Source organism: Streptomyces sp. NPDC046335, assembly GCF_055587985.1.
Genome location: NZ_JBVJFF010000008.1, coordinates 30,119 through 48,321 on the forward strand (window position 1 = coordinate 30,119; position 18,203 = coordinate 48,321).

The window sequence follows — 18,203 nt, forward strand, 5'->3', positions numbered from 1 at the left end:
ACATTCTCCCGTCGCGTTCCGCCACCGCTGTGACGGAGCTTCCCCACTCCTGCGTGACACGCGAGGAGCCTCAGTAAGGAGTTTCGTATGAAGACCGACGAACTCGGCGAGATCGATGCCGACCTCGTACACCGGTTGGTGGCCGAGCAGTTCCCGCGGTGGGCCGGCCTGCCCGTGGCGCCGGTGCCGCAGTCGGGCATGGACAACGCCACGTTCCGGCTCGGCGACGACCTCTCCGTACGGCTGCCGCGCTACGCCCGGTGGACCGGCCAGGTCGAGCGCGAGCAGCGGTGGCTGCCGCGGCTCGCCCCGCATCTGCCGCTCACCGTCTCCACGCCGGTCGCGCGGGGCGGCCCCGGACAGGGTTATCCCTTCCCGTGGTCGGTCTACCGCTGGCTGGACGGGGAGGCCGCGACCACGGAAGGGCTGGCCGACCCGGTGGCTGCCGCCGGGCAACTGGCCGCTTTCATCGCGGCGTTGCAGCGGATCGACGCCGCCGGCGGGCCCGCGCCCGAGCTGAGCAACGCCTTCCGCGGCGAGCGCGTGGGCACCGAGTGCGACTCGCTCGCGGCCGACTCGCTCGTCCGCGCCAAGATCGCGAAGCTGGACGGCATCGTCGATACGGAGGCGGTGACGGCCGTGTGGGAGGCGGCGCTCGCGGCACCCGCTTGGCACCGCGATCCCGTCTGGCTGCACGGGGACCTCGCCACCGGCAACCTCCTCGCCGTCGACGGGCGGCTCCGCGCGGTCATCGACTTCGGGACGCTGGCCGTGGGCGATCCCGCCTGCGACCTCATCCCGATGTGGATGTTCCTGCCCGCGAAGGCGCGGGGCGCGTTCCGGGCGGCGGTCGGCATGGACGACGCCACCTGGGCGCGGGCCCGCGGCCTCGCGCTCGCCGGGTCGCTGCCAGTGCCGGACGACCCGTTCTTCGCGGTCCCTGAGCGGGTGACGGCGGCGCTGCGGCACCTGGACGCCGTACTGGAGGATCACGCGGAGCACGGCTCAGCCGGCTGAGGCCAGCGCCGCTTCCAGGTCGGCAGGGGTGCGGTAGAGGAGCCCCCGCATGCCCAGGGCCACCGCCGCGTCCACGTTCTCCTGGCGGTCGTCCACGAACAGGCAGCGGCCGGCGGCGACACCCGCCCGCCGCGCCGCCGCCTCGTATATGCGGGGGTCCGGCTTGGTGACGCCGAGGTCCGCGCTGCTGAGCACGGCGTCGAAGAGCCCGTCCGGGCCGGTGAGGCCGAGCAGCGCGAGGTCCTCGGCCAGCCATGGCGTCGCGTTGGTCACGAGCACCACCGGCAGCCCGGCCGCTCGGACTCCGCGGAGCAGCCCGACCACCGTGTCGTCGGCGCGGAACTTGGTCTCGGCCAGCACGTTGCCCAGCTCGCGCCCGCGCTCCAGCGGCACGCGGTCGGCGAGCCCGCGGGCGATCGACTCGACCCACAGCTCCTTGGTGATCTCCCCGCGCATCAGCGGCAGGTCGTTCTCGGGCGCGAAGCCGACCGCGGCGGTACTGCCCGGCGGCAGCCCTGCCGCGGCCTCCTGCTGTTCGAGGTCCGCCATGTCATAGAAACGGATCACACCATCAAGGTCACTCAACACGGCGTCAAACGCCCGACCGGAGATCGTCATCCCACGTGTCTATCACCACGGGGCCACGTCTTGGCGGGGTGTCCGGGGAGGTGGGGGACCCCGGGGGTGTAGGTGGGGGGGGACCCCGGAGGTGTGGAGGAGAACCCCACCGCAGGCAGGCGCTAGCCGAGCTCCTTGCGTGCGGTGGCCCGTACCCGGTCAAGTTCTGCCCGTACTGCCTCGTACCGGGCCTTGTCGGCACGGATGTCCGCCCGCTGCTTCTCGTCGCTGACCGCCCACCACACGCCGGCCGTGTTCAGCTCGCGCTTGCACTCGATGTCGGCGACGGCCGTGCCCAGCTCCTTCTCCGTACGAGCCGTGTTGCCGTCCTCGCGGCCCTTGCGCCACGCCTTGTCGCGGAAGGCGTGCGTCGGGCTCTCGTACCGCTCGAAGCCCTTGCCCCGCACGCACCGCGACCAGTCCCGGAAGGCCCTGCGCACCCGCTGGTCCTTGGCCACGGCCTTGTCCAGCTTCTCCACGCGTTCGGCGACGGTGCCGCGCAGCCGTGCCGCCTTCTCGTCCCCCATGACCCGCCGCGCCCCCAACGCGGCACAGCCGCCCTTGGGGACCTCGCGGCCCCGCACCACCTCGGCGGGCCCGTCCAGGGCGCCGTAGCCGTGCAGCACGCTCTCCTCCCGGTCCGTCGGCACCCGCCCCTTGGGGCCACGGCCGTCCGACGCCGCCTCGACGCTCTCCGGGTCGAAGCCATAACCCCAGCGCCGGGCCTGACCGAGGTCGAGCATCCCGTACGGAGACACGGAAACCATCACCGCGAGAAACGAGGTCGCCATCTCGGCCCGGCCGGGGTGCAGCGGAAAGTCGTCGAACCCGTAGGACCGCATGCACCGCTGGGTGACCCGCGCCTGCGCCTCTTCGATACGGTCGTACTCGCGGCGGCTGAACTCGTAGCGGTCCAGCGGCAACGCGGGGAAGTCCTTCTCGCTCCGGACCCTGGGCACACCTGGCTCGCGCGCGTACCCGGGAGCGTCGTCCTCCGCCGACGAGCCGAACCCGCACCCCGCCGGCGCCACCCCCATCAGCACCAGACCCGTCAGAACGAGCCCACCCCACCGCCTCTTCACGTACCCGTGCCCCTCCCCAGTGGTACCGCACCGTCGACCGACGGACCTTACCCCGCACGGCAGTTGGGGATTACGGGGGCACTGGAGTCGAGGGCGCGCCGGCCTTGAGGGCGCCTCGGGTCAGGCCGCATCGCCGCACCCCACCCCGGGGCCGGGACCAGAGACGGGCGGGTCTCGAAATCAGCGCTTGCGGTGACGTGACCGACCGCGTCTGCCCGCCGCCCGGTCGCCGGGGCGTCGGTCACCGGGGCGTCGGTCACCGTCCTCGTCGGTCACACAGGCCTCGCACCGCGCGTTGCGGCACGGCCCTGGGTCCCACACGGGGACGAACACCCCGAGCACCTTGCGCCGCCGGATCGTCGTGCCGACGGGACATCCGCAGGCCTTGCACACCGGCTCGTCCTGCGGGCCTTGGCCTTGACCATGGCTTGATCGTGGACCTTCGCTGCCCATACGCGCAGCCTATTCCCGCCGGACGCCACTGGGCAGACCCGCGGCGACGGCTCCTGGACAGTTTCCCGTCCTCGTCGGGACCGCCTCCTACGCCGAGGCCCCCGCGTCCCGCGGTTCACGCCACATCGGCCACATCCTCGGCCCGTCGGGCAGGTCGAGCGGCGTCCCCGTGAAGGCGAACCCGAGGCGTTCGTACAGCTCACGGCTGCGGGCGTTGCTCGCCTCCAGATAGGCATGTTCGCCTTCCCTGTCGCACCGTTCGAGGACGGAGGTGACGAGGGCCGTGCCGAGCCCCTCGCCCTGCCGGTCCGGCCGCACGGCGATCATGTGCAGGTACTGGTGGGCCCGGTCGGTCGGATGGGAGGCGTCCGTCAACCTGCCTATCAGCTCGACCCGCTCGTTCTCCGGATCGACGGCCTGCCGCAGCAACGCGGGCCCGTCCTGCTCGCCCTGCCCGTCGTCGGCTGGTCCGCCCGCGGGGACGGACCACCACAGGGCCGCGGCGGCGCCGTCCTCGGTGACGTCGATGTACCCCTCGGCGATGGCCAGGTCGAAGAAGGCGCCCATCAGCGCGCCATGCCTGCGCCGGCGGTGCTCCTCGCCGGGAAAGACCCACCCGCTCACCGGGTCCCCCATGAACGCCTCGTCGAGCAGCCGCACCACGTCGGCCCGGTCCCCCTCCCCGGCCCTACGGATCGCCACGCCCACAGCCCGCCCCTCCCCGATCGCCCAAACGGAACGGCGCGCCGCACCGAACATCCAACTGCACTCGGCGGCACGCCGGTTGCAGCCTAAGTGATCGCCTCACGGGCATGGAGATGGCCCCGCGGCCGCCGGAAACCGGCGCCCGCGGGGCCCGTCGCACACGCCTCACCGCGTACGTCTTATCCCCCTCTGTCAGGGCCTCAACTGCCAGGCCCTCCATCGCCTGCGCCTCAGTGCGTACGGCGCGTCACGAACTCCGCGAGGGCGAGGAGCCCGCCCGCCGACTCCGGGTCCGGCACCGCCCTGGCGAGCTGCCCCATGGCCCGGGACATCCGGTCGGCGGCGTGCACCTGGGCCCAGTCGCGGCCGCCCGCGCGCTCCACCGCGCTCGCCGTCCGCGCCGGCTCGTCGTCCTCGCCCGGCGGGCCGCCGTACAGCTCGGCGAGTTCCGCCGCTGCCGGGGTGCCCGAGGCGAGCGCGGCCACCACCGGCAGGGACTTCTTGCGGGCGGCGAGATCGGCGCCCGCGGGCTTGCCCGTACGTATCGGATCGCCCCAGATGCCGATGACGTCGTCGATGAGCTGGAAGGCGAGCCCTGCCTGGCGGCCGAAGCCGTCGAGCGCGTCGGCCTCCTCCGGCTCCGCCCCCGCGTACAGCGCCCCGATCGCGCACGCGCAGCCGAGCAGCGCACCGGTCTTGGCCTCGGCCATGGTCAAGCACTCGTCGAGCGTCACCTGGTCCGGGGCGCGGCTCTCCAAGGACCAGTCCATGAACTGTCCCTCGCACAGCTCCTCCACGCACAGGGCCAGCCGGGTGGCGGCCTCCGAGGCCCGCGGGTGGGGGTCGTCGGCGAGCAGCCGCTGCGCCAGTGCCTGCATGGCGTCACCGGTGAGGATCGCGGCGGCGTCGCCGAACACGGTCCAGGCGGTGGGCCGGTGCCTGCGCGTGGTGTCGCGGTCCATCACGTCGTCGTGCAGGAGTGTGAAGTTGTGGGTCAGCTCCACGGCCGCGGCGGCACGGACCGCCGTCTTCTGCTCCCCGCCGAGCGCCCGGACCGCCGCGAGCACGAGGGCGGGCCTGATGGCCTTGCCGCCGTTCCCCGTGGCCGGTGTGCCGTCGGCGTGCTCCCACCCGAGGTGATAGCGCGCGACCCCGCGCATGGCTGTGGGCAGTGAGTCGACCGCCGTGCGCAGCTCCGGATCGACGTGGGCCCGCGCCGCGGCCAGGATCTCGGCGGCTTCATGGCCCTCACCCACCCCCTGCGCCGGCAGTGTCACGCCTGCCGTGTCCGTCGTCGTGTCCGTCATGGACTCACCCCGCGTAAGGATGTGGACGGTGGCGGTTCCTCGGCCTGTGGGCGCGTACGGAGACGGTGTACCCCGCGACGCGGCCATGGACACGGACCGGGGGTCACGTCCAGCGGCCGATCTCGACGTCCTCCAGGACGCCGAGGGCGTCGGGGACGAGCACGGCCGCGGAGTAGTAGGTCGACACCAGGTACGAGATGATCGCCTGCTCGCTGATGCCCATGAAACGTACGGACAGGCTCGGCTCGATCTCGTCCGGGATGCCGCTCTGGCGCAGTCCGATGACACCTTGCTCCTCCTCGCCCGTACGCATGCAGATGATGGACGTCGTACGGGCCTCGGTGACCGGGATCTTGTTGCACGGGAAGATCGGCACGCCGCGCCAGGTCGGGATGCGGTTCCCTGCCATGTCGATGGTCTCGGGGACGAGCCCGCGTTTGTTGAGCTCACGGCCGAACGCGGCGATCGCGCGCGGATGGGCGAGGAAGAGCTTGGAGCCGCGCCTGCGGCTGAGCAGTTCGTCCAGGTCGTCGGGGCCGGGCACGCCGGCGTGCGGCTGGATCCGCTGGTCGTACTCGCAGTTGTTCAGGAGGCCGAACTCGCGGTTGTTGATCAGCTCGTGCTCCTGGCGCTCCTTGAGCGCCTCGACGGTGAGCCGAAGCTGCTGCTCCGTCTGGTTCATCGGCTGGTTGTAGAGGTCGGCCACGCGCGAGTGGACGCGCAGGACTGTTTGGGCGACGCTCAGTTCATACTCGCGCGGCGCCGATTCGTAGTCCACGAAGGTGCCGGGCAGTACGGCCTCGCCGACGTGCCCCGCCGAGAGGTCGATGGGCGCCTCGCCGTACTTGTTGGTGCGCTGGGCCGGGATGGACCGCAGCCGCTGGAGGTGGCCGCGCAGGGTTTCGCTGCGCTCGGCGACCTGTTCGAGGGCCTGTCGCGGGAGGACGAGCACCGTACAGGCCGTCACCGCGCGGGTGGTGTACTCCCAGATGGCTTCGGGGTCGAGGAGCGCCTGCTCCCCGAAGTACGAGCCGTCGGCGAGCGTGCCGAGCACCGTGTCGTCGCCGTAGGGACCGGTGCCGACCTTCTCCACCCTGCCGTGCGCGAGCAGGAAGACCTCGCCCGAAGGGCTGCCGAAGGAGGTCAGGACGTCGCCCGCGGCGAACTCCCGCTGCGCGCAGCGGGAGGCCAGCTCGCCCAGCACCTCCTGGTCGCCGAAGTCCCGCAGCACCGGCAGCTCGCCCAGCTCGGCCGGGATGACCTGGACCTGGTCGCCCGTCTTCACGAACGTCACCCTGCCGTCACCGACCGAGTAGCTCAGCCTGCGGTTCACCCGGTACGTGCCGCCCTGTACCTGCACCCACGGCAGCATCCGCAGCAGCCAGCGCGAGCTGATCTCCTGCATCTGCGGTGCCGACTTGGTGGTGGTGGCCAGGTTCCGCGCGGCCGATGTGCCGAGGCTCTGCTGCGGCTGGTCCGACTCGGCGCGGATCTCTTCGCCTACCGACATTGGCTGTGCCCTCCCGAGTACTGCGGTGATCCGCATGGCTGCGGTGATCCGCATACGTGCGGCGATCTCGCGGACCACCTTTCCAGCACGCCGCGTGGCCGCGCCATTACACAAAAGAGCGGGAATGGATCACGCGTCGGCGGGGCATGGGAGGCGTTTTCACCCGTTCGGCCCAGCCGGGTGCCGCATGGGAACTCGGAGGTCGGGGCACCCGTTGAACCGCATGCGGGGCATTCGCACCGCCCGCACCCTTCAGACTTTTCGCACCACTCTCACGACTCTCACCTTTTCGCACCTTTCGCACCGACTGGCAGGAGACAGCAATGGCGGGCTTCCTGGATCGCGCCAAGGAGCAGGCGCAGCGCGGCCTCAATCAGGGCAAGCAGAAGATCGACGAGGTCCAGGAGAAGCGGGCGGGCGACGCGCTCCTGAAGAAGCTGGGCGCGGCGTATTACGCCGAGCGCCGGGGCTCGGGCTCCCCCGAGGCCACCGCGCAGGCGCTGCAGGCCGTGGAGTCCCACATCGCGGCGAACGGCGACGCGTTCCTGCACGGCACCTGACCGGATCGGCTCGCACGGTGCCCGAACACGCCCCGGATTGCTTCCGAACGGCTGGTCCGGGCACCGGAGTTCCGGTACAAGCAGGGCGTACGAGGCGGTTCGCGACCGGCGGCCGTCGCGCCCCGCAAAGGAGGCGGTCATGGCCCCACCCATGTCCGCGGGACGCTTTCTGGCCGCGCTGCGAGACGAGGGTGTCACCGTCGTCGAGGTAGGCGACTGGGAGCACCACAACCGCAACCACAAGGGCCCCTGGGGGCCCGTGCACGGCGTCATGATCCACCACACGGTGACCGAGGGCAGCGAGCGCACGGTCGAGATCTGCCGCAAGGGGCACCCCTCGCTGCCGGGTCCGCTCTGCCACGGCGTCATCACCAAGGACGGCCGCGTCCACCTCGTGGGGTACGGCCGTGCCAACCACGCCGGGCTCGGCGACGACGACGTCCTGCGGGCGGTCATCGCCGAGAAGCGCCTGCCCCCGGACAACGAGTCGAACACCGACGGCAACCGCCACTTCTACGGCTTCGAGTGCGAGAACCTCGGCGACGGCGAGGACCCCTGGCCCGACGCTCAGCTCGACGCCATCGAAAGGGTCTCGGCGGCGGTCTGCCGCGTCCACGGCTGGACGGAACGCTCGGTGATCGGCCACCTGGAGTGGCAGCCGGGCAAGGTGGACCCACGCGGCTTCACCATGAAGGCCATGCGGTCACGCATCGAGGAGCGCCTCAAGTAGGCCCCCGGGGGCTCCGGGGTTCCGGTGAGCCCCCGCGCACAGGACTCCCCCGCCGCACGGCGTGCCGCGGGGGACAATGGCGGGGTGCATCCCACCCCGCCCGCCGGCCTGCGCCCACGACTGCCGTCGCCGTTGCAGCGCGTCGAGGACGACCGCTTCGAGCGCCACGGCGTGCGGCTGCTGCTCAAGCGGGACGATCTGATCCACCCGGACCTGCCGGGCAACAAGTACCGCAAGCTGGTGCTGAACCTGTCGGCCGCCGCCGACGCCGGGCACGACACCCTGCTCACCTTCGGCGGCGCCTACTCCAACCACCTGCGCGCCACCGCCGCCGCGGGCCGCCTCCTCGGCTTCGCCACCATCGGCGTCGTACGCGGCGACGAACTCGCCGGGCGCCCCCTGAACCCGTCCCTGGCCCGCTGCACGGCCGACGGCATGCGGCTGCACTTCGTCGACAGATCGACGTATCGCGCGAAGAGTGATCCGGCGACGCTGGACGAGATCCTGCGCGCGACGGACGCGCGAGCCGCCTACGTGATCCCCGAGGGCGGCAGCAACGCCCTGGCCGTCCGGGGCTGTGCCGCGCTGGGCGAGGAGCTGCGCGAGCACACCGACGTGGCGGCCGTGGCCTGCGGCACCGGCGGCACCCTCGCGGGCCTCGCCGCGGGGCTCGGCCCGGAACGCCGGGCGCTCGGCATACCCGTGCTCAAGGGCGGCTTCCTCGGCCCCGCGATACGGGCGCTGCAGCAGCGGGCGCTCGGCGCCCCGACCGCCAACTGGAGCCTGGACGAGCGCTTCCACTGCGGGGGTTACGCCCGTACGCCGCCCGAACTGCTCGCCTTCGCCGAGGACTTCGAACGGCGCCACGGCGGGGAAATGGGCCTCTCCGTGGAGCGGCTCTACGTCGCCAAGCTCCTCTACGCGCTGACCGCCCTCTCCGAAGAGGGCGCCTTCCCGCCCGGCACCCGCCTCACCGCGGTGATCACCGGCGCCCGGGACGGCCGGGCTCAGTCGTCGACCTCGCGGTAGACGGCCGCCTCCTCCAGGTCCAGCTTGCGCAGCAGCGTCCGCATCATCTCGTCGTCGATGCGCCGCTCGTCCCGCATCTTCACGAAGACCTCGCGCTCCGCGGCGATCGCCTCGCGCGCCAGACGGCGGTAGGTGTCGTCCGCCGACTCACCCGTCACGCGGTTGGGTTGGCCGAGCCGTTCCCACACGGAGTTGCGGCGCCGCTCCAGAACGGTGCTCAGACGGTCCTGGAGGGGCTGTGGGAGGCAGTTGCGCTCGTCCCGCATGAGTGACCGCACCCGCGCCTCCGCGGCCTGTGAGGCGGCGTTCTGCGCCTGCGCCTCGGCGAGGGTCTGCGCCTGCGCGTCCCGGCCCGGCAGTTTCAGGACACGGATCAGCCACGGCAGCGAGAGCCCCTGCACGACGAGCGTGCCGATGACCGTGGTGAAGGTCAGGAACAGGACAAGGTTGCGCGCGGGGAACGGCTCCCCGTCCTCCATGACGAGCGGGATCGAGAAGGCGATCGCCAGCGAGACCACGCCCCGCATCCCGGCCCAGCTCACGATCAGCGGTCTGCGCCAGTCCATGTCGTCCTCGCGCTCCCTGATCCGCTGGGAGACGACTCGCGGCAGATACGTCGCCGGATAGGACCACACGAAACGCACCACCACGACGAACACGAAGACGCCGGCGGCGTACCAGGCGGCCTGGCCGACGCTGTACTCGCCGAGCCCCTTGAGCACGACGGGCAACTGCAACCCGATGAGGGCGAAGACCGCCGACTCCAGGATGAACGCGACGACCCGCCACACGGCGGCCTCCTGAAGCCGCGTCTCGAAGTCGACCTGCCAGGAGCGGTGCCCCAGGTAGAGGGCGACGACGACCACGGCGAGCACTCCGGAGGCACCCACCTGCTCGGCGGCGGCGTACGCGACGAAGGGGATGAGCAGCGACAGCGTGTTCTGCAGCAGCGACTCCTTGAGGTGCGTGCGCAGCCAGTGGATCGGCACCATCAGGATCAGTCCGACGCCGACCCCGCCGACCGCGGCGATCAGGAACTCCCGCAGGCCGCCCGACCAGCTCGCGCCCTCGCCGACCGCCGCCGCGAGAGCGACCTTGTAGGCGGTGATCGCGGTCGCGTCGTTCACCAGGGACTCGCCCTGGAGGATCGTGGTGATCCTCGACGGCAGGCCGACCTTGCGCGCGATGGCGGTAGCCGCGACGGCGTCCGGTGGCGCGATCACGGCACCGAGCACGAGCGCGGCCGTCAGCGGCAGGTCGGGGATGAGCAGATACGCGAGCCAGCCGACGGCGACCGCGGCGAACAGCACGTAGCCGACGGAGAGCAGCGCGACGGGTCTGAGGTTGGCGCGCAGGTCCAGGTAGGAGCTCTCCAGGGCGGCCGTGTGCAGCAGGGGCGGCAGGATCAGCGGCAGCACGATGTGCGGGTCGAGGTGGTAGTCGGGCACTCCGGGCACGTACGCGGCGATGAGGCCCGCGCCGACCAGGAGCAGCGGTGCGGGTACGGGGGTCCTGCGCGCCGCCCCCGCCACCACGGCGCTCGCCGCGACCAATGCCACCAGGGGCAGTACATCCATCGGCAGACCCCTACACCTTCCGTTTTCCCGACGTAACCTGGCAATCATGAACGAGTGCCCGCACGTCGCCGCACTGCCCCGTCCCGAGGTGTCACCCCTGAGCGACACGTGCCTGGAGTGCCGTGCGGTCGGCAGTCACCCCGTCCAGCTGCGACTCTGCCTGGAGTGCGGGCACGTGGGCTGCTGCGACTCTTCGCCGTTCCGGCACGCGACGGCGCACTTCGAGGAGACCTCACACGCAGTGATGAGGACCTTCGAGCCGGGCGAGAGCTGGCGCTGGTGCTTCGTGGACGGTTCGATCGTCTGACGCCTGGGTACGTCAACCCGGCACCCGTTCTTTCCAATTGGGGTCGCCGAACCCCTAGCCACTGTGTGTACTCATATGCTTACTATGAGTGACAGCATCAGGGCGGGGCCCCCGGGACACGGAGCTGGGGATCGCGGTAGCGTCACCGCATAACTACGTGGCGCGTTACCCGTGTGACGCAGGCCGGACCGCCGGACGGTGGACCGGAGCCCCGAAAGTGCTTGTACCACCTTGGAGGTGAGGGTGTCCCACATCGCAGGCGAGCCCGGAAATCAGGACTTCGTGGAAGTCCGCCTTCCGGCTGCGGGTGCCTACCTGTCGGTGCTGCGGACGGCGACGGCCGGCCTCGCGGCGCGTTTGGACTTCACTCTCGACGAGATCGAGGACCTCCGCATCGCGGTCGACGAGGCCTGCGCGATCCTCTTGCAACAGGCCGTGCCCGGCTCGGTGCTCAGCTGCGTCTTCCGGCTCGTCGACGACTCGTTGGAGGTGACGGTCTCGGCGCCCACGACCGACGGCCGGGCCCCGGAGCGGGACACCTTCGCCTGGACTGTGCTGTCGGCCCTCGCGGGCCAGGTGGACTCCACCGTCGCCGAGGACAACACCGTCTCGATCAGCCTCTACAAGAAGCGCGGCGCGGGACCCGGGCCGGCGTGAACGGAGACGGGCCGGTGCGGGACGAAGAGCGCGGCACAGAGAGTCTGCCCGTCGACGGCAGGGAGGGGATGCCTCGTATGACCACCGGAATCCCCGAGCAGCAGGCCAAACCGCACCCGGAGGACCCGGAGCAGCCGGGTCCGGCGACGGTGGCCGAGGCCGATGTGTCGGAGCAGGCAGAGCCGACCGCCAAGGACGGGCTCGAGCAGCTCTCCGGCCGGGGCGGCGGGCGACGGGCGGGAATCATGAGCGAGCACGAGCACAGCCGTCACGATCCACGGGACCGGACCAGCGCACGCGCGATGTTCGTCGAGCTGCGCGCCCTGGAGAACAGCAGTCGGGAGTATGCGGAGCTGCGCAATCAGCTCGTGCGCATGCACCTGCCGCTCGTCGAGCACCTGGCCCGCCGCTTCCGCAACCGCGGCGAGCCGCTCGACGACCTCACCCAGGTCGCCACGATCGGCCTGATCAAGTCCGTCGACCGGTTCGACCCGGAGCGCGGCGTGGAGTTCTCCACGTACGCGACCCCGACGGTCGTCGGCGAGATCAAGCGGCACTTCCGCGACAAGGGGTGGGCGGTCCGCGTCCCGCGGCGCCTCCAGGAGCTGCGTCTCTCGCTGACGACGGCGACGGCCGAGCTGTCCCAGATGCACGGCCGCTCCCCCACGGTGCACGAGCTCGCGGAGAAGCTGGCCATCTCCGAGGAGGAGGTCCTGGAGGGCCTGGAGTCGGCGAACGCCTACTCCACGCTGTCCCTGGACGTTCCCGACACGGACGACGAGTCGCCGGCCGTGGCGGACACCCTGGGCGCCGAGGACGAGGCCCTGGAGGGCGTCGAGTACCGCGAGTCGCTCAAACCGCTCCTGGAGGACCTGCCGCCGCGCGAGAAGCGGATCCTGCTGCTGCGCTTCTTCGGCAACATGACGCAGTCGCAGATCGCGCAGGAGGTCGGCATCTCCCAGATGCACGTCTCGCGCCTGCTGGCCCGCACGCTGGCCCAGCTCCGCGAGAAGCTCCTCGTGGAGGAGTAGGCCGCCCCCACGGAGGCAGGCGCTACTTCTGGTCCTGCACGCTGCCGGGGCCCCGGATGCCGAGGGCCTCGGTCGTCACCGGATGGACCAGGAGCACCAGCGAGGCGATCGCCACGATCGCGAGGGCGATGCCCGCGGGGATCGCGGCGCTGTCGGCCTGGAGCAGTTGCCAGGCCACCGGCAGCGCCATGATCTGCGTGATGATCGCGGGCCCCCGGCTCCACCGGCGCAGCTTGAGCAGTCCGCGCGCGGCGAGCAGCGGCAGCAGCGCGAGGACGATCAGCGTGATGCCGCCGGTCTCGGCCTGCCGCGGGTCGTCGGGCGATCCCGCGAGGCCCATCACGAGCATGTACACACCCCCGGCGAAGAGGGCGAGGCCCTCCAGCGCGGACAGGGCCGCGGCGGCGGTGAGGCGCCCGGGGCGCGGGCCCGGCGCGGGCGGCTCCGGGGCTTCGGGGGTGGTTTTCCGCTCAGTACTCACTCCAGCAGGGTAGCTCCGCGTGTCCGTCCCCCGGCACCTCGGTCTGGGCCGCCCGCCGAGCGCTAGGTACCCTGCTGAGCATGCGTGCACTTCTCGTGGTCAACCCGGCGGCAACCACCACCAGTGCGCGTACGCGTGACGTCCTGGTTCACGCACTGGCGAGCGAGATGAAGCTCGATGCGGTGACGACGGAGTACCGGGGACACGCGAGAGACCTCGGCCGGCAGGCCGCGGAGAGCAAGGACATCGAGCTGGTCGTCGCTCTCGGTGGCGACGGCACCGTCAACGAAGTCGTCAACGGACTGCTGCACCACGGCCCCGATCCCGACCATCTCCCCCGCCTCGCCGTCGTCCCCGGTGGCTCGACCAACGTCTTCGCGCGCGCCCTGGGGCTGCCGAACGACGCGGTGGAGGCCACCGGCGCCCTGCTCGACGCCCTGCGCGAGGGCAGCGAGCGCACGGTGGGCCTGGGCATCGCGGGCGGCACGCCGGGCACGGAGGACGAGGCGGTGCCCTCGCGCTGGTTCACGTTCTGCGCGGGACTCGGTTTCGACGGCGGCGTGGTCGGCAGAGTCGAACAGCAGCGGGAGCTCGGCAGACGCTCCACGCACGCGCTGTACGTGCGCCAGGTGCTGCGGCAGTTCATCGACGAGCCCCACCGCCGGCACGGCATGATCACGCTGGAGCGGCCCGGCGAGGACCCGGTGACGGACCTGGTGATGTCGATAGTCTGCAACACCTCGCCCTACTCCTACCTGGGCAATCGCCCGCTGTACGCGTCCCCGCGGGCGTCCTTCGACACCGCGCTGGACGTACTGGGCCTGAAGAAGCTCTCGACGGCCGCGGTGGCTCGTTACGGCACGCAGCTCCTGACGTCGACGCCGGAGCGGGGACCGCACGGTAAGCACGCGGTCACACTCCACGACCTCACGGACTTCACCTTGCATTCAAAGGTTCCACTACCCCTCCAGATGGACGGTGACCACTTGGGACTGCGCACGAGCGTGACGTTCACAGGCGTTCGCCGTGCACTGCGTGTGATTGTGTGAGTAGAAGGGCCTAAAGTCCTTTCACTCGAACGTTTAGACCAGGATCCACCCCATGGAAGTACGGCTGTGACCCAGCCGACACTGAGGAATCAAAAAAAACTTCCCGGAAGGGGTTGTATCCGCCGCCGAGGTTTGCGAATCTCTACATGGCGATCGGGACGGCCCGCAACATCGGCCCCATCAGAGAGCCAGAACCCCTCCTCCACCACAGGTCCACACCAGGCAACTGGGAGTCGGCCCTTCCCGTGCGGGGGGATTCGTGAAAGCGTTCACATTCACAAGCAACCTGCATGTAATACCAAGGAGAGGTAGCAGCCATGGACTGGCGTCACAACGCCGTTTGCCGCGAAGAAGACCCCGAGCTCTTCTTCCCCATCGGCAACACCGGTCCTGCGCTGCTGCAGATCGAGGAAGCCAAGGCCGTCTGCCGCCGCTGCCCCGTCATGGAGCAGTGCCTGCAGTGGGCGCTCGAGTCCGGCCAGGACTCCGGCGTCTGGGGTGGCCTCAGCGAGGACGAGCGCCGCGCAATGAAGCGCCGCGCCGCTCGCAACCGTGCACGCCAGGCCAGCGCCTGACGCCCACACCCCCGACGAGCCTGAGCTTGGCGGCGCGTACAGCGTGTACGCATCTCCCGCCCCCGAGCCGCAGCCGCGCAGTACCCCCGATGCGCATCGCAACGTGAGCAGTGAGCCCCGGACCATTTCGGTCCGGGGCTCACTGCTGTGCGCTGCCCGGTTCGCGGCCGGCGCCACTGTCATCGCTTGTCGGGCGCCGCTGCCTGTAGCCGCCGTTACTTGTCGCCGTCGATCGGGATGTCGAGGAGCACCTGCGTGCCGCGCTCGGGGGCGCGGACCATGTCGAAGCCGCCGCCGAGTTCCCCCTCGACGAGTGTGCGGACGATCTGCAGGCCGAGGTTGCCGGAGCGCTGCGGGTCGAAGTCGTCCGGCAGACCGACGCCGTCGTCCTGGACGGTGATCAGCAGCCGCACGTCCTTGCTGGTGCCGCCGCGCACCGCCGAGACCTCGACCGTGCCGGTGTCCCCCTCGCGGAATCCGTGCTCCAGGGCGTTCTGAAGGATCTCCGTGAGCACCATCGACAGCGGTGTCGCCACCTCCGCGTCGAGGATGCCGAAGCGTCCGGTGCGCCGGCCCGTGACCTTGCCCGGCGAGATCTCGGCGACCATCGCGAGGACCCGGTCGGCGATCTCGTCGAACTCCACGCGCTCGTCGAGGTTCTGGGAGAGCGTCTCGTGGACGATGGCGATGGAGCCCACGCGGCGCACCGCCTCCTCCAGCGCCTCCCGGCCCTTGGCCGAGTCGATGCGGCGGGCCTGGAGACGCAGCAGCGCGGCGACCGTCTGGAGGTTGTTCTTCACCCGGTGGTGGATCTCCCGGATGGTCGCGTCCTTGGTGATCAACTCCCGCTCCCGGCGGCGCAGTTCCGTGACGTCGCGCAGGAGTACGAGTGAACCGATGCGCGGCCCCTTGGGCTTGAGCGGGATCGCGCGGAGCTGGATCACCCCGTCTCCGCCCTCGATCTCGAACTCACGCGGCGCCCAGCCGCTTGCGACCTTGGCCAGGGCTTCGTCCACCGGACCACGTGAGGGCGCGAGTTCGGCGGTGGCCCGGCCGAGGTGATGACCGACCAGATCGGCGGCGAGGCCGAGGCGGTGGTAGGCCGAGAGGGCGTTCGGTGAGGCGTACTGGACGACGCCGTCGGCGTCGAGCCGCAGCAGACCGTCTCCCACGCGCGGGGACGCGTCCATGTCCACCTGCTGGCCCGGGAACGGGAACGATCCGGCGGCGATCATCTGCGCGAGGTCGGAGGCCGACTGAAGGTAGGTCAGCTCAAGACGCGAAGGCGTGCGGACCGTCAGCAGGTTGGTGTTGCGGGCGATCACTCCCAGTACACGCCCCTCCCGTCGTACGGGGATGGACTCCACCCGCACCGGGACCTCCTCGCGCCACTCGGGGTCGCCCTCGCGGACGATGCGGCCCTCGTCCAGGGCCGCGTCCAGAAGGGGGCGCCGGCCGCGCGGTACGAGGTGTCCGACCATGTCGTCCTGGTAGGAGGTGGGGCCCGTGTTGGGCCGCATCTGCGCCACCGAGACATAGCGGGTGCCGTCACGGGTGGGAACCCAGAGCACGAGGTCGGCGAAGGAGAGGTCGGAGAGCAGCTGCCACTCCGAGACCAGCAGATGCAGCCACTCGAGGTCGGAGTCACCGAGGGCGGTGTGCTGGCGTACGAGGTCGTTCATGGAGGGCACGAGTGCGAGCGTACCTTTCGCGCACGGCGGCTCCCGACGAGCCGCGGCGCCAGGGCGGGACCCTCGACCCGCCACGGCACCGCAGCCCTTCAGGTGCATCGGCCGCCAGAATGTGCGGTACTGGACGGCCGATCAGGAGGGTCCGGCGCGGTCAGGGCAGAGAGCGCCGGCTCCTCGGTCCGCTCGCCTGTGCGGGGAGAGCGGAGGCTTTACCCTCGCATTGTGGACTAGACCATTCTCGGATGTCTACGCGTCGACGGATCTTTGTTCTCGTCGCTTCTCGGTGCTTCCCCCGAGGGGCGCGCCCACGGGGGATCAGCCCCTGTTCTCCGGCAGTCCACTTCCCGGCCACGCCGACATCGCCAGATCCGCCACCGCTTCCAGGTCCTCCCTGGTGGCGCCGTCCCTGGCCTGCTGGGACATCCCCTGGAAGACCGCTCCCGTATAGCGGGCGAGGGCTGAGGGGTCGGCACTCTCCGGCAGCTCGCCCGCCGCGACGGCCGCGGCGACGCGGGCCTCGATGTCCGCGATATTGGCGTTCCGCCGCTCGCGCAGGGCCTCCTCCACCTCCGGGGTCGTGCAGTTCGTGGCGGCGGTGATGACCAGGCAGCCGCGCGGATGGGCGGGGTCGGTGAACGCGGCCGCGGCCTCGCGCAGCATCCGCTCCACACCGCCGCGCACGGTGGGCTCCTCGTCGAAGGCGGGTCCGCCGAAGACGCCGTACCTGGCGCCGTACCGCACGACGACCTCGTCGAAGAGCGTGCGCTTGTCGCCGAACGCGGCGTAGAGGCTGGGGGCGCCGATGCCCATGACGCGGGTCAGGTCGGAGACGGACGTGCCCTCGTACCCGTGCTCCCAGAAGGCCTTGATCGCCTGTTCGAGCGCCGTCTCGCGGTCGAAGGAGCGGGGGCGGCCGCGCTGTTTCGTCGCCATGGAGTGAATTGTATAGCGGGCGCTAGTAAATAGAGGCGGCGCGGGCTACGGTTCTTTCTGTAGCGACCACTAGCTAAATCCGTCGGAGAGATCCACGGAGAAAGAGGGGGTGTCTGTCATGGGTATGTCCGAGGGCAGGCTTGCGGGAAAGACGGCGCTGGTCACGGGGGCGAGCCGGGGCATCGGGCGAGGCATCGCCGAGCGGCTCGGGCGGGACGGGGCGCGGGTCGCCGTGCACTACGGCAGCAATGACACGGCCGCGAAGGAGACGGTGACCGCGATCGAGGCCGCGGGCGGCTCCGCCTTCGCGATCCGCGCCGAGCTCGGCGTCCCCGGCGACGCCGAGGCGCTCTGGGCGGAGTTCGACCGGCACGCGGACGGCCTGGACATCCTGGTGAACAACGCGGGCATCGGGTTGTACGGCAGGGTGGACGAAGTGCGCGAGGAGGAGTACGACCGGGCGTTCGCGGTCAACACCAAGGCGCTGTACTTCATCGTGCAGAAGGGCCTCGGCCGGCTGAGCGACGGCGGCCGCATCATCAACATCTCCTCCGGAGTCACCCGGATCGCCTTCCCGGTCACCATCGCGTACTCCATGACGAAGGGCGCGGTGAACGTACTGACGCACACGCTCGCCCAGGAGCTCGGCCCTCGCGGGATCACGGTCAACGCGGTGGCGCCGGGGATCGTCGAGACGGAGATGATGCGGGGCGCCCCCGAGGAGCAGCGGGCGGAGATGGCGGGGTACTCGACCTTCGGCCGCATAGGACAGCCCGCCGACGTGGCGGACATCGTCTCCTTCGTCGCCTCGGACGACGCGCGATGGATCACCGGCCAGTACATCGACGCGACGGGAGGTTCCGCGCTGGGGCTGTGACGGACGGACCGGCG

The 18,203-nt window shown here is 70.9% G+C and carries 19 protein-coding genes; 10 read left to right on the plus strand and 9 right to left on the minus strand.

The window, feature by feature from the left end; all coding sequences use genetic code 11:
• The first annotated feature begins 87 nt into the window (after window positions 1-87).
• On the plus strand, window positions 88-1,017 hold the full coding sequence (locus ACZ6JY_RS20310) for an aminoglycoside phosphotransferase family protein (protein ID WP_469197383.1): 930 nt from the start codon (window positions 88-90) through the stop codon (window positions 1,015-1,017).
• Here ACZ6JY_RS20310 and ACZ6JY_RS20315 read toward each other — a convergent pair.
• The 5 genes from ACZ6JY_RS20315 to ACZ6JY_RS20335 all read right to left on the minus strand — a co-directional run bounded on the left by ACZ6JY_RS20315 (window position 1,006) and on the right by ACZ6JY_RS20335 (window position 6,692).
• The gene (locus tag ACZ6JY_RS20315; protein WP_469197384.1) at window positions 1,006-1,635 is read right to left on the minus strand and encodes an HAD-IA family hydrolase; all 630 of its coding nucleotides are present in this window, start codon (window positions 1,633-1,635) and stop codon (window positions 1,006-1,008) included. The genes ACZ6JY_RS20310 and ACZ6JY_RS20315 overlap by 12 nt on opposite strands.
• Window positions 1,636-1,757: 122 nt before the next feature.
• Window positions 1,758-2,717 carry a hypothetical protein gene (locus tag ACZ6JY_RS20320; RefSeq protein ID WP_469197385.1) on the minus strand — a complete coding sequence of 320 codons (960 nt, stop codon included), beginning with the start codon at window positions 2,715-2,717 and terminating at the stop codon, window positions 1,758-1,760.
• 540 nt (window positions 2,718-3,257) lie between these two features.
• On the minus strand, window positions 3,258-3,878 hold the full coding sequence (locus ACZ6JY_RS20325; protein WP_469197386.1) for a GNAT family N-acetyltransferase: 621 nt from the start codon (window positions 3,876-3,878) through the stop codon (window positions 3,258-3,260).
• 227 nt (window positions 3,879-4,105) lie between these two features.
• Entirely contained in the window at window positions 4,106-5,182 is a 1,077-nt protein-coding gene (locus ACZ6JY_RS20330) for a family 2 encapsulin nanocompartment cargo protein polyprenyl transferase (RefSeq protein WP_469197387.1), read from the minus strand.
• Window positions 5,183-5,285: 103 nt separating this feature from the next.
• Window positions 5,286-6,692, minus strand: coding sequence for a family 2B encapsulin nanocompartment shell protein (locus tag ACZ6JY_RS20335; RefSeq protein ID WP_469197388.1), 1,407 nt, complete (start codon window positions 6,690-6,692; stop codon window positions 5,286-5,288).
• A 323-nt stretch (window positions 6,693-7,015) separates the two neighbouring features.
• Here ACZ6JY_RS20335 and ACZ6JY_RS20340 point away from each other — a divergent pair, with 323 nt between their 5' ends.
• The 3 genes from ACZ6JY_RS20340 (at window position 7,016) to ACZ6JY_RS20350 (ending at window position 9,011) form a co-directional block, all read left to right on the plus strand.
• A complete protein-coding gene (locus tag ACZ6JY_RS20340; protein ID WP_469197389.1) occupies window positions 7,016-7,252 on the plus strand; it encodes a hypothetical protein in 237 nt (78 codons plus the stop codon).
• A 139-nt stretch (window positions 7,253-7,391) separates the two neighbouring features.
• Window positions 7,392-7,982 carry an N-acetylmuramoyl-L-alanine amidase gene (locus ACZ6JY_RS20345; RefSeq protein WP_469197390.1) on the plus strand — a complete coding sequence of 197 codons (591 nt, stop codon included), beginning with the start codon at window positions 7,392-7,394 and terminating at the stop codon, window positions 7,980-7,982.
• A gap of 84 nt (window positions 7,983-8,066) precedes the next feature.
• Window positions 8,067-9,011 (plus strand): 1-aminocyclopropane-1-carboxylate deaminase/D-cysteine desulfhydrase, encoded by a 945-nt coding sequence (locus ACZ6JY_RS20350; protein ID WP_469197391.1) that lies wholly within the window; start codon window positions 8,067-8,069, stop codon window positions 9,009-9,011.
• Here the strand turns inward: ACZ6JY_RS20350 and ACZ6JY_RS20355 are convergent.
• Window positions 8,990-10,588, minus strand: a complete 1,599-nt coding sequence (locus ACZ6JY_RS20355) for a Na+/H+ antiporter (protein ID WP_469197392.1) — start codon at window positions 10,586-10,588, stop codon at window positions 8,990-8,992. The two genes, ACZ6JY_RS20350 and ACZ6JY_RS20355, sit on opposite strands and share 22 nt — an antisense overlap.
• Before the next feature lie 46 nt (window positions 10,589-10,634).
• Between ACZ6JY_RS20355 and ACZ6JY_RS20360 the strand changes: the two genes are divergently transcribed.
• The 3 genes from ACZ6JY_RS20360 (at window position 10,635) to ACZ6JY_RS20370 (ending at window position 12,583) form a co-directional block, all read left to right on the plus strand.
• Entirely contained in the window at window positions 10,635-10,895 is a 261-nt protein-coding gene (locus tag ACZ6JY_RS20360) for a UBP-type zinc finger domain-containing protein (protein WP_469197393.1), read from the plus strand.
• Window positions 10,896-11,138: 243 nt separating this feature from the next.
• Window positions 11,139-11,552, plus strand: coding sequence for an ATP-binding protein (locus ACZ6JY_RS20365; RefSeq protein ID WP_447039924.1), 414 nt, complete (start codon window positions 11,139-11,141; stop codon window positions 11,550-11,552).
• A gap of 68 nt (window positions 11,553-11,620) precedes the next feature.
• On the plus strand, window positions 11,621-12,583 hold the full coding sequence (locus tag ACZ6JY_RS20370; protein ID WP_469197394.1) for an RNA polymerase sigma factor SigF: 963 nt from the start codon (window positions 11,621-11,623) through the stop codon (window positions 12,581-12,583).
• 22 nt (window positions 12,584-12,605) lie between these two features.
• Here the strand turns inward: ACZ6JY_RS20370 and ACZ6JY_RS20375 are convergent, their stop codons facing one another.
• Window positions 12,606-13,064, minus strand: a complete 459-nt coding sequence (locus tag ACZ6JY_RS20375) for a hypothetical protein (RefSeq protein WP_469197395.1) — start codon at window positions 13,062-13,064, stop codon at window positions 12,606-12,608.
• An 80-nt stretch (window positions 13,065-13,144) separates the two neighbouring features.
• Between ACZ6JY_RS20375 and ACZ6JY_RS20380 the strand changes: the two genes are divergently transcribed.
• Both ACZ6JY_RS20380 and ACZ6JY_RS20385 read left to right on the plus strand, forming a co-directional pair.
• Window positions 13,145-14,113 (plus strand): diacylglycerol/lipid kinase family protein, encoded by a 969-nt coding sequence (locus ACZ6JY_RS20380; protein WP_447039920.1) that lies wholly within the window; start codon window positions 13,145-13,147, stop codon window positions 14,111-14,113.
• Between the two features lie 317 nt (window positions 14,114-14,430).
• Window positions 14,431-14,688, plus strand: a complete 258-nt coding sequence (locus ACZ6JY_RS20385) for a WhiB family transcriptional regulator (RefSeq protein ID WP_016639615.1) — start codon at window positions 14,431-14,433, stop codon at window positions 14,686-14,688.
• Between the two features lie 215 nt (window positions 14,689-14,903).
• Here ACZ6JY_RS20385 and ACZ6JY_RS20390 read toward each other — a convergent pair whose 3' ends face one another.
• Together ACZ6JY_RS20390 and ACZ6JY_RS20395 are read right to left on the minus strand one after the other, a co-directional pair.
• Window positions 14,904-16,370, minus strand: coding sequence for a histidine kinase N-terminal domain-containing protein (locus tag ACZ6JY_RS20390; protein WP_469198005.1), 1,467 nt, complete (start codon window positions 16,368-16,370; stop codon window positions 14,904-14,906).
• 324 nt (window positions 16,371-16,694) lie between these two features.
• Window positions 16,695-17,312: a TetR/AcrR family transcriptional regulator gene (locus ACZ6JY_RS20395; RefSeq protein ID WP_469197396.1), complete on the minus strand. Its 618-nt coding sequence runs from the start codon at window positions 17,310-17,312 to the stop codon at window positions 16,695-16,697.
• A gap of 118 nt (window positions 17,313-17,430) precedes the next feature.
• Between ACZ6JY_RS20395 and ACZ6JY_RS20400 the strand changes: the two genes are divergently transcribed.
• Window positions 17,431-18,189, plus strand: coding sequence for an SDR family oxidoreductase (locus ACZ6JY_RS20400; protein ID WP_469197397.1), 759 nt, complete (start codon window positions 17,431-17,433; stop codon window positions 18,187-18,189).
• Window positions 18,190-18,203: the final 14 nt, after the last annotated feature.

Bases quoted from the DNA above. Each gene is read 5' to 3' on its own strand.
- ACZ6JY_RS20355 (WP_469197392.1), bottom strand. From the start codon at position 10,588: ATGGATGTACTGCCCCTGGTGGCATTGGTCGCGGCGAGCGCCGTGGTG.
- ACZ6JY_RS20345 (WP_469197390.1), top strand. From the start codon at position 7,392: ATGGCCCCACCCATGTCCGCGGGACGCTTTCTGGCCGCGCTGCGAGAC.
- ACZ6JY_RS20370 (WP_469197394.1), top strand. From the start codon at position 11,621: ATGCCTCGTATGACCACCGGAATCCCCGAGCAGCAGGCCAAACCGCAC.
- ACZ6JY_RS20395 (WP_469197396.1), bottom strand. From the start codon at position 17,312: ATGGCGACGAAACAGCGCGGCCGCCCCCGCTCCTTCGACCGCGAGACG.
- ACZ6JY_RS20340 (WP_469197389.1), top strand. From the start codon at position 7,016: ATGGCGGGCTTCCTGGATCGCGCCAAGGAGCAGGCGCAGCGCGGCCTC.
- ACZ6JY_RS20360 (WP_469197393.1), top strand. From the start codon at position 10,635: ATGAACGAGTGCCCGCACGTCGCCGCACTGCCCCGTCCCGAGGTGTCA.
- ACZ6JY_RS20330 (WP_469197387.1), bottom strand. From the start codon at position 5,182: ATGACGGACACGACGACGGACACGGCAGGCGTGACACTGCCGGCGCAG.
- ACZ6JY_RS20315 (WP_469197384.1), bottom strand. From the start codon at position 1,635: ATGACGATCTCCGGTCGGGCGTTTGACGCCGTGTTGAGTGACCTTGAT.
- ACZ6JY_RS20310 (WP_469197383.1), top strand. From the start codon at position 88: ATGAAGACCGACGAACTCGGCGAGATCGATGCCGACCTCGTACACCGG.
- ACZ6JY_RS20380 (WP_447039920.1), top strand. From the start codon at position 13,145: ATGCGTGCACTTCTCGTGGTCAACCCGGCGGCAACCACCACCAGTGCG.
- ACZ6JY_RS20390 (WP_469198005.1), bottom strand. From the start codon at position 16,370: ATGAACGACCTCGTACGCCAGCACACCGCCCTCGGTGACTCCGACCTC.
- ACZ6JY_RS20400 (WP_469197397.1), top strand. From the start codon at position 17,431: ATGGGTATGTCCGAGGGCAGGCTTGCGGGAAAGACGGCGCTGGTCACG.
- ACZ6JY_RS20335 (WP_469197388.1), bottom strand. From the start codon at position 6,692: ATGTCGGTAGGCGAAGAGATCCGCGCCGAGTCGGACCAGCCGCAGCAG.
- ACZ6JY_RS20385 (WP_016639615.1), top strand. From the start codon at position 14,431: ATGGACTGGCGTCACAACGCCGTTTGCCGCGAAGAAGACCCCGAGCTC.